Source organism: Kitasatospora sp. NPDC093558, from assembly GCF_040683475.1.
Classification (GTDB): Bacteria; Actinomycetota; Actinomycetes; order Streptomycetales; family Streptomycetaceae; genus Kitasatospora.
The window spans coordinates 1-1,592 of the sequence record NZ_JBFBDY010001080.1 but is presented as its reverse complement, the minus strand read 5'-3'; the positions used below and the strand labels follow the sequence as shown (position 1 = coordinate 1,592).

Here is a 1,592-nt window from a genome sequence, read left to right as displayed (position 1 = left end):
CAGTAGGGGTGGTGGTCGGTGGAGGTGACCGTGGACTTCGCGCCGCTGTCGGCGGTGGTGACGGTCAGTTCGGTGAAGTTGGTGTCGTCGGGGGTGTAGATGGCGTCGTCGACGGTCCGTGGGCCGGTGGTTCCGGTTGCGGGGTCGGTGGCGGTGACGGTGTCACCGGTGTGTATCTGTTCGATGGGCCGGGTTGTCTTGTCGCCCATGAGGACGCGGGTGCCGGCGGGGAAGCTGTTGGAGAGGCGGGTGGGGCATGAGGGGGCGTCGCCGTCACCCAGCAGCCGCCGAACGCCGGGTATCTTGTCGATCTTGTTGCCGACCCACTTGCTGATGGCGCCGCTGGTCTCTTCGAGCTTCGTGCCCCACTTGAGGAGGGTTTCCCCGCCCTTGACGTACTTGGCCCCGGCACGGAACAGGCGTGCGAAGGGGATGATGCTGAGGCAGGAGAGCCCGAAATCCTCGCCGCTGGCGTAGTCGGCGAACCATTCCCCGCCGTACCAGGCGCAGTTGATCGCGGCGGCGGGCGAGCCGATGACGGGGAAGAAGCTCGCCAGGTCGAGAACGCCGTGGCCGAGCGAGGAGAACGTGTCGTACCAGCTCGACTCGCTCGGCTTGCTGGCGGCCCGGATGGCCGACTTCAGGGCTTCTTCCTCTGCCCGCGCCAGTTTCAGCTCGATGTACTGCTGCGTCAGCTGCTCGGCGATCGCTTCGTCCTGAGCCCTGCCGGCGATGACACGGGCCTTGTCGCTGCTCCAGCCGGCGTTCTCGGCGGACTGGCGGGCGGCGGTGACCGCGGCGTAAGCGGTGCTGGCGGAGGCACGTGCGGCTGCGGCGCTCGCCTGGGCGTAGAAGGCCGAGTTCTGGGCGGATGCCGCGGCCTGGCCGGCCCGGGCCTGGGCGGCGCGGGCGGTCCCGGCGTACTCGGCGGCCTTGCTCGCGGACGCGTTCGCACTGTCGGCGGCGCCCTTGGCCTGCTGGGCGTAGCCGGCGGCCAGGGCGGCGGCGTTGTTGGCCTGGGCGGCGGCGCCTGCGGCGACGGCTGCAGCCTGGGCGGCGTAGGCGGCGTTCTGCTGGGCGAGGGCGGCGACCTGCTGGGCGCCGTCGATGGCGTTGTCGATGGAGGCGTTGTGCGCCTCGGTGAGCTTGTCCTGCTGCTGGGCCTGGTACTGGCCGGTGGTCAGGAAGTCGGTGAGGACGGGGTAGGGGCCTTCGAGGGCGACTTGCGCGCCGATTTTTGACCTCGTCGCCGCCGGTCTCGATGAGCTGTGAGGCGGTGACGCGGTCGTCGCTGGCCTTGGCGGTGTACTGGTCGCGGTTGAGGACGGTGAGGATGGAGTCGGGGGTGTTGGTCTCCAGTGCGGCCTTCGCGGCGGCCTGGACCCGGGGGCCGCCGGTCTCGATGAGCTGGGAGACCTTGATGCGGTAGTCGCTGAGGGCGGCGGTGTAGCGGCCGGTCTGCAGGAAGGCGTGGACCTGGGTGGCGTCGCCAGCGAGTGCGGTGGTGGCGGCGGTGCGGACGGCGTCGTACTGGCTGGTGTCGGCGACGTTGCGGACGGTGACACGTTCGTCCTGCTCGTTGGAGGCCTTCC

The 1,592-nt window shown here is 70.2% G+C and carries 1 protein-coding gene; it reads right to left on the bottom strand.

What is annotated here, in order from left to right; all coding sequences use genetic code 11:
• Nucleotides 1-273 precede the first annotated feature (273 nt).
• Nucleotides 274-1,592: ALF repeat-containing protein (locus AB0O00_RS38645; protein ID WP_363659356.1), on the bottom strand; the 1,319-nt coding region annotated here is incomplete at its 5' end.